We start from the raw sequence: 8,128 nt of genomic DNA on the forward strand, positions 1-8,128 counted from the left end.
ATTTTGACCCTTCTGCTGAATTCCTTGATCTCCAGGACCAAAACTTACTTCATCAAAGTTATTTTGCTGTTGTTCTCTAGCGCCTTCATCTGTGTTACAAGCTGTAAGCACGAGAGACATAATGAAGGCTGTAAACAATACAATTAAACCTTTTTTCATCTTTTATCCTCCTCAGGATTTCTTACGTTTACTATTCTCTCTTAGATGGTTTTTATCCTGAGGCAAGCATTCCAATTTCCACTAAAAAAACCGCTATGTAGAAACATAGCGGCATCGAAAACAGGCCATAATAACCCTATTAAATATTTGATTGTAAGCGGAAGCATACGACTTTCTGTTCTGTCATGGATTCGATCGCGAAACGGACCCCTTCTCTTCCGATACCAGACCCCTTAGTGCCTCCAAATGGCATTTCATCGATACGATAATCACTGCTGTCATTAATCATTAAACCGCCAACGTCCATGTGTTTGATCGCATAAAAGGCGTGCTGAAGATTATTGGTGAAAACACCTGCCTGAAGTCCATAATTGACATTGTTGGACTTTTCAATCCCTTCCTGCAGATTCTTCACTGGCTGGATGATGACGACCGGTCCGAATATTTCTTCTTGTGCAATTCGAGCATTATCAGAAACATCCGTTAACACGGTTGGATAATAAAAGGCCCCGTCCCTTTTACCTCCCGCTTCTATTTTCGCTCCTTCCTGAACAGCTTCTTCCACCCACGTCTCCACGCGTATGGCTTCTTTCTCTTCAATCATAGGACCTACATCAGTATCCTCATCCGTTTTATCGCCAACTCTTAAATCATGGGTTAAATTCACAAAATCCTTTACAAAATCCGGATAAATTTCGTCTTCTACGTAAATCCGCTGAACCCCTATACAGTTTTGGCCGGCGGCCGAAAAAGCTCCTGATACACAAGATGACACCGCATCTTCAAGGTCTGCATCCTTTAAAACGATAACCGGGGAATTCGATCCTAATTCCATGCTCACTTTTTTCGTTCCCGCCTGGCTGGAAATTCGCTCCCCTGCATCACCACCTCCTGTAAAAGAAATCATTTTTACAGCTGGATGAGTAACAAGAGGATCTCCTATCTGCTTACCTGATCCTGTAATAACGGACAGCATACCTTTTGGAAGACCCGCTTCTACTAAAGCTTCGGCTAGTTTCAGCGCACTCAAAGGTGTTACCGAGGCAGGCTTTAAGACAATCGCATTCCCAGCCGCTATCGCAGGACCAATTTTATGGGCTACAAGATTTAATGGATCATTAAATGGAGTGATCGCACCGACGACCCCTACTGGAAAACGGTAATAGTAACCGGTCCGGTGTTCACTTCCTTCATTCTGATCAAAATTTATCGTTTCTCCCTTTATTCTTCGTGCTTCTTCGGCACTAATTCGAATCGTCTGCGTAGCTCTTTTTACTTCCCCACGGGCTTCTGTAATCGTTTTGCTTCCTTCTGAAGAGAGAATTTGAGCATACTCTTCTGCATGGGTTTCCATATAGTCAGCCGCTTCATTTAATACGCGGATTCGTTCGTGGACAGGCCATGGATCAACAGATTTGTATGTGCGGTCTGCTATTTCGATGGCAGCAAGCATATCCTCTTTAGAAGCAGCAGGAACATAGGCAATCAGCCTGTTGTTCTGAGGATTAAGAACTTCAAATGTCTGATCAGCATCAACCCATTCCCCACCCAGTAACATTTTCATCGTTTTCACTTTTGTCTGCATGGCAGGCTACCCTCCTTATATTTTCGTTGGTGTGCGCTGCTTATGATAGTGAATTAAATCAATCAATAATGAATAACCCGTTTCCGTAAGACCTGCACCTGCTCCAGTAAGCATGATCGACCCTGCTAAATCACATTCATAGACAATCGCATTTGTAGCTCCGGTTACTCCGGCTAACGGATCATCCATAGGAATTCTCTCTGGTTTAACACTTGCCTTCACGCTTCCACTACTTTTTTCTACACGAGCAATTAACCGATACTTTTCTCCGTCTTTCCATGCGTCCCTTATTTTTTCCAAGTTAAGTCCACTAATTCCTTCACACTCTACTTCATGTGGGGGGATAGGGGACCTCATGACATGACTGGATAAAATCGACACTTTATACCGAGCATCATAACCTTCCACATCACTGGTTGGATCAGCTTCGGCGTATCCCAGTTTTTGAGCTTTTTCAAGTGCATCCTTATAAGAAAGCCCCTTTTCCATTTCCGTTATCATATAGTTTGTGGTTCCATTTAATATGCCTTTAATCTCAGTAATCTGATTACCCGCAAGAGTGGTTTCCGGCATCCTTAAAGCTGGTGTGCCGCTCATCACAGTCCCTTCAAACCCAAAGAACACACCCTGATCTTCGGCCAGTTGGACCAGTTCTTCATAAGCAAGTGCGACCGGACCCTTATTGGTCGTTACTACGCTCTTTCCATGAGTAAAAGCAGTCCGACAATGAGAGATGGCAGGCTCTCCTGTTTTAACATCGGTAAACGTTACTTCAACAATAACGTCAGCATTGGAGTGCTTGATCGTTTCCAGACTGCTCCACCCTTTAATCGTCTGGTGATCCTCCGGGTAGGTTTCTACTGTTGCATGTTCACTTATACCTTCAAATAATAAATCCAAGTTCAACCCTTCCGGATGATAAACGGCCCCGAGCCGCATATCGGCTACAGCAACGACTGAGAAATCGAGTCCATGGACCGAGTTAAGGTTTTCCTGGCGTTCTTTCATAATTTTAGCCAACGACTGACCGACCCCTCCAAAACCAATAAAAGCTATTTTCATTGTCATCAAATGCCTCCCTGCTTTAGTAATTCATAAGTACTTTCCGCAAGCACCCTCACTCCATCACACATAGCAGATTCGTCTATATTGAAATCAGATTGATGGAGATTGGTCACCTTTTCTGTTGCACAACCTAAAAAAAACATGGCTCCGGGAATCTTTTGTGTAAAATGACTAAAATCTTCACTGCCCATTCCAAAAGGTTCATTATATATTGTCATTGGATAAGCTGCTTTTCTGAAAAACGCATTAATTTCCGGCGCGTTATAGAGCGCGGGTTCTCCTTTTTGAACCACTAGATCACACTCTCCGCCCAGGGATGCCACGAGGGAAGGAATCTTATTAATTTCGTGAATAAGCATATACCGAACTTCATTAGAGTACGAACGCATCGTGCCTCGGATCTCTACTTCATGCGGAATAATATTGTTTGCTTCTCCTGCTTGAATTTTTCCAATACTAATCGTCCCCACGTCCAAAGGATCAACTTTACGCCCATTTAAACTGTACAAATTCTGCAGTACAAATGTACTGATCCACACCGGATCGACGGTTTGATGAGGGTAGCCGGCATGACCACCGTCTCCTTTAATAGCAATATGGAACTCATCATTATTTGCCATACTCGGTCCATCATGGATTTGCACCTCTCCACGTTTTCTCCAGGGACACATATGAAGGGCCAGTATCGAATCGAGATCTTCCAGCTTTTTGGAGTTCAGCATTTTGACAGCCCCGGTTTCCCCTTGTTCATCACACTTCTCTTCAGCTGGTTGAAAGACAAGCTTAACCGTCCCCCGAAATCGATTGGCCTTCGCATCTTCTATAAACAGATGAGCTACCCCAAGCAGAATGGCTGTATGGGCGTCATGACCGCAGGCATGCATAACTCCATGATTTTTTGAAGCCCAGGCGAAACCTGTTTCTTCTTCGATGGGAAGGGCATCCATATCTGCACGCACTCCGATCACAGCCCCCGGGCCATTGCTTATCGTTGCAATGACCCCGCAGCCGCCTACGTTTGTTTCAATATTCTCAATCCCTGCTTCGCGCAGGATTTCTTCAACTTTTCTGCTTGTGCGTTGTTCTTGAAAACTTAGTTCTGGATGTTGATGAAAATCTCTTCTCCATTTTACTAAAGAAGAATGAAGTTCTTGAGAGCGTTTAACTAAGTCCGCGTTTTTGGTTCTCACAAGCTACACTTCCTCAGCTTTTGACATAAGCTTCAATAGCTTTAAAGGCTTGAGCAAGATCCTGTTTTAAGTCATCAATATCTTCAATGCCAGCGGAGTAACGGATGAGTCCCTCCGGAATTCCCATAGCCAGTCTTTCAGCTGGGGTACATTCAACGTGGCTGGTCGTTCGTGAAGGTCCGACGACTGTTTCGACAGATCCCAAGTTAGCCGCCCGGTTCGCGTATTTCAGTTTAGGAAGAAGTTGTCTCACTGTATCCACTCCGCCGCGAACTGCAAAACTGAGCATACCTCCAAAACCAGTCATTTGCTCTTTCGCTATATCATGGTGAGGATGGTCCTCAAGACCTGGATAAAATACCGCTTCAACCATATCAAATGTTTTCAGATATTCTGCGATACTTGCTGCGTTTTTATTTTGCTGATCAACTCGGAGTTTCAGTGTTTTCATACCGCGCAGAATCAGGTAAGCTGCCATTGGATCCATAGTTGCACCGTTAATTTCACGATAGTGATAAATAGCTTCGACAAGAGCTCGATCACCGCATACAGCTCCGCCAAGTGCGTCAGCATGCCCCCCAAGGAATTTGGTTGCACTATGGATCACAAGGTCAGCTCCAAGCTCCAACGGATTCTGATTTACAGGTGTAGCAAAAGTATTATCCACGATGACAGTGGCCCCCACTGCTTTACCAGCTGCAGCCATTCGTTTAATATCCGTAATTTTAACGGTCGGGTTGGTCGGGCTTTCGAGATAAAGTACTTTACATCCTCTCGCCACTTCCCTTTCGATAGCTTCATGATCTCCTGTATCACACAAAATCACTTCTACTTGCTGTCTTGGTAGAAATTCCGTGAAGATCTTATTTGTGCCGCCATACGTATCTTTAATGGATACGACGCGGTCTCCTGGGAATAGTAAAGTACTCAGAGTATTACTGATCGCAGCCATTCCTGTTGAAAAACTAGTAGAAGCATCTGCTCCTTCAAGAATACGAATTTTTTCTTCAAATGCCTGCACCGTTGGATTGGTATTCCGGCCATAAATATGACCCGGTTTATTTCCAATCGCTACTTCATACCATTCATCCATGTCGTCATAACCAAACGATACACTATGAACGACCGGTACCTGTGTAGCTCCAAAAGCCAACTGTTCTTTTTCTCCGGCCCAAATCGATTTTGTACTGAATTTAGCTTTTTCCATTAATAATCTCCTCCTGAGGTACAAGTAATGAATAGACATGGCGGGCAATGACCGTATCTTGCACACCCGTCCCTGTAAGATCGCAAACCGTAACTTCATCGGGCGACTGCCTTCCTTGCTTGCGGCCGCTTGTTATTTCTCCGAGCTCAATAGCCCGGTTCACTGTTTCCTGGTGACAATTCCTTAGTTCTCCCAGCCGCACAGACTGCGCTTTCACATCACAAACTAACTGATCCGCTCGTTCCAATACCGACGTTTCAAGTTCCTGTTTATGTTCGGCATCAGAGCCCATAGCGGTGACATGCACTCCAGGCTGTAACCATTCCCCTTTTATGAGAGGTTCGGATGAAGGGGTGGTAGTTACCACAATATCGCTATTTTCTGCAACTTCCTGCGGGTGAGCACATACTTCTACTGGCAGACTCAGTCGTTCTTCGATATCTTCTTTATAGGCGTTGGCCTTTTCAATATCTCTACCGTAAACCAGCACCCTTTCTATGGGACGAACAAGCGCAAGAGCTTCCAACTGCAGTCTCGCTTGAGCGCCGGTGCCTATAATTCCAGCCGTTCGACTATCCTGGCGACTGAGATGACGGGCAGCTACTGCACCTGCAGCAGCGGTACGTAAGTCGGTCAGCAGACCCTGGTCTGCAAGAATCGCCATGGGTCTGCCTGTTTCCGTACTCAAGAGTATCATCAGGCCATTCGCACTTGGCAGTCCTATTTGAGGATTATTAAAAAATCCAGAAGAGAGCTTGATAGCAAAACTATCATACCCTCTAATATAAGCGGATTTAATATCGACTTCACCGTTATGTTCGGGGACATCGATTCGCATGATGGGAGGCATTTGGACTTTGTTATCACTTAGTGCATTGAAACCTTCTTCCACCAAATCCACTACCTTTTTATCTAAACGAACCACATTATTAATTTCACTCCGATGGAATAATTGGATGATCGTCACCTCCTAGCTGATTTGCCCGCTAAGGTCCATATGGTCCCTAATAATTAATTCTTGGGGATAAGTGGTAAACCGTTCAGAACCTTCTTCCGTAATACGGAAAGTTTCACTGATTTCAATTCCATCCGTATCAAACCATAAAGCCGGTATAAGGTGAAACGTCATATTCGGCTTTAAGACGGTAGGATCACCTTTTCGAATACTTGCGGTATGCTCTCCCCAATCCGGCGGATAATTCAGCCCAACGGAGTAGCCAAGTCGTGCCTCTTTTTCAAAACCATGCTTCTTAATCGTCTTTCTCCATACTTCTTCAAGCTCCCCGCATGTCACCCCCGGCTTAGCTGCGTAAAGAACTTCCTGAATCCCTTCCAGGACGACCGGGGCTACCACTTGAAGCTTTTCATTCGGCTGTCCAACCGTAACGGTTCTTGCAAGTGGTACATGGTAACGCTTGTAACAACCCGCCAGTTCAATAATGACGGCGTTCCCTTCTACAAAAGGACGGTCGCTCCACGTTAAGTGTGGAATCGAGGTGCGGTCACCGGTCGGGAGCAGAGGGACAATTGCTGGATACTCTCCTCCAAATTCTGGTGTTCCTTTGACCATTTGATAGTAAATTTCAGCAGCTGTATCACATTCACGCACTCCAGGGCTGATACTTTCCACACCTTTTTGCATCGCTAAATCTGCGATCTTCGCTGCTTTTTTCATATATTCAATTTCCTGGTCTGATTTAATCATTCTTACCCGGTTAACCAGCAGGGTAGCATCTTGAAAAACGGCATCCGGCATTCCTTTTTTCAATCTTTCAAGCGCCATACCGGTAAAGTAATATTGGTCCATCTCAACGCCAACTCTTCGATTTCCATGGCCAATTTGGGTTAAAATTTCCGAAATGAAATCCATTGGGTGATAAACTTCAGAGTGAACATAGTAATCCGGGTAAGCAATTACATTTTCATCATAAATCCAAGTTGTAACCCGGGCACCATTTGCATCCTGGTAACGTCCAATCCATAAAGGCTGAGGCTCATCAATGATAATCACAAGCATCTGATGAACATAGAAAGACCAGGCATCATACCCTGATAGGTAATTCATATTTGCCGGATTTGAAATTAGCAGGACTTCGATTCCTTTCGCTTCCATACTCTTTTTTGTCTCTTGTAACCGCTGATGATACTCAAGAATGTCAAAAGGAAGCACCATTTGAACCCCTCCACTTTTTTTCCGAATATTTAAATAATGATTACTTTTATTTTATTCAACCCGCTTTTTTTTTGTAATGTAAAAAGTGTATGAAGTTTCAAAACCAGATTTACTACAAACTTAAAAATCGACATTTTCTGTAAAAAGCCTCCCTTAGTAAGCTACAGCGATATGGTGTGTTACCATGAAGCTAATACTTATAAGGAGGCCCCAAAAATGAATTACAGTTACATATCTCACTTGTACTGCCCGAAATGTTCGAAAACTTATTCAAGCGAAGAAACTCAGCATTTATGCACATGCGGATCTCCGCTTTTGGTCGAATACCACCTGGATGAATTAGCCAATGATTGGAAGAAAGATCACCTGGCGAACCGCTCTCCTGATTTGTGGCGCTATCATGAACTTCTTCCACTGGAGAATGAACAATACAAAACCACTTTAGGAGAAGGAATGAGTCCATTACTTACAATGAACAGAATCGGACAAGATATGGGTATTCATGATTTACTCATGAAGGACGAAGGAACGATTCCAACGGGGTCATTTAAAGCTCGTGGAGCAGCAGTAGGAGTTTCAAAAGCGAAAGAACTTGGTGTGGAAGAACTGGCTATGCCTACGAACGGCAATGCAGGCGCAGCCTGGTCTCTATATGCCGCTCGCGCATCCATGAAATCTACTATAGTCATGCCAATTGATGCTCCCAAAATTACCAGAAACGAATGTGCTATATCTGGGGCAAGCTTATA

7 protein-coding genes are annotated in these 8,128 nt (G+C 44.2%); 1 reads left to right on the top strand and 6 read right to left on the bottom strand.

Features of this window, described 5'->3' with window-relative positions; translation table 11 throughout:
- Window positions 1-298: 298 nt before the first annotated feature.
- From WAM07_RS11775 to WAM07_RS11800, 6 genes are read right to left on the bottom strand one after another with little or no spacing between them, the layout of a single operon-like run.
- Complete coding sequence (locus WAM07_RS11775; protein ID WP_422167082.1) at window positions 299-1,744, bottom strand: aldehyde dehydrogenase family protein; 1,446 nt, start codon at window positions 1,742-1,744, stop codon at window positions 299-301.
- Between the two features lie 15 nt (window positions 1,745-1,759).
- On the bottom strand, window positions 1,760-2,812 hold the full coding sequence (locus WAM07_RS11780; RefSeq protein WP_422167083.1) for a homoserine dehydrogenase: 1,053 nt from the start codon (window positions 2,810-2,812) through the stop codon (window positions 1,760-1,762).
- On the bottom strand, window positions 2,812-3,999 hold the full coding sequence (locus WAM07_RS11785) for a M20 metallopeptidase family protein (protein WP_422167085.1): 1,188 nt from the start codon (window positions 3,997-3,999) through the stop codon (window positions 2,812-2,814). The genes WAM07_RS11780 and WAM07_RS11785 overlap by 1 nt, the downstream gene beginning before the upstream one ends.
- Window positions 4,000-4,012: 13 nt before the next feature.
- Window positions 4,013-5,206, bottom strand: a complete 1,194-nt coding sequence (locus tag WAM07_RS11790; RefSeq protein WP_422167087.1) for a cystathionine gamma-synthase family protein — start codon at window positions 5,204-5,206, stop codon at window positions 4,013-4,015.
- Complete coding sequence (locus tag WAM07_RS11795; RefSeq protein ID WP_422167089.1) at window positions 5,193-6,173, bottom strand: cyclodeaminase; 981 nt, start codon at window positions 6,171-6,173, stop codon at window positions 5,193-5,195. Before WAM07_RS11795 ends, WAM07_RS11790 begins: the two co-directional genes overlap by 14 nt.
- Before the next feature lie 3 nt (window positions 6,174-6,176).
- Window positions 6,177-7,379, bottom strand: coding sequence for a M24 family metallopeptidase (locus tag WAM07_RS11800; RefSeq protein ID WP_422167091.1), 1,203 nt, complete (start codon window positions 7,377-7,379; stop codon window positions 6,177-6,179).
- A 216-nt stretch (window positions 7,380-7,595) separates the two neighbouring features.
- Between WAM07_RS11800 and WAM07_RS11805 the strand changes: the two genes are divergently transcribed.
- Window positions 7,596-8,128, top strand: a 533-nt coding sequence (locus tag WAM07_RS11805) for a pyridoxal-phosphate dependent enzyme (RefSeq protein WP_422167093.1), incomplete at its 3' end; no start/stop codon positions are given.

It is taken from the genome of Halobacillus sp. (assembly GCF_049282395.1).
GTDB lineage: Bacteria > Bacillota > Bacilli > Bacillales > Halobacillaceae > Halobacillus.

Bases quoted from the DNA above. Each gene is read 5' to 3' on its own strand.
- WAM07_RS11775 (WP_422167082.1), bottom strand. From the start codon at position 1,744: ATGCAGACAAAAGTGAAAACGATGAAAATGTTACTGGGTGGGGAATGG.
- WAM07_RS11780 (WP_422167083.1), bottom strand. From the start codon at position 2,812: ATGACAATGAAAATAGCTTTTATTGGTTTTGGAGGGGTCGGTCAGTCG.
- WAM07_RS11790 (WP_422167087.1), bottom strand. From the start codon at position 5,206: ATGGAAAAAGCTAAATTCAGTACAAAATCGATTTGGGCCGGAGAAAAA.
- WAM07_RS11800 (WP_422167091.1), bottom strand. From the start codon at position 7,379: ATGGTGCTTCCTTTTGACATTCTTGAGTATCATCAGCGGTTACAAGAG.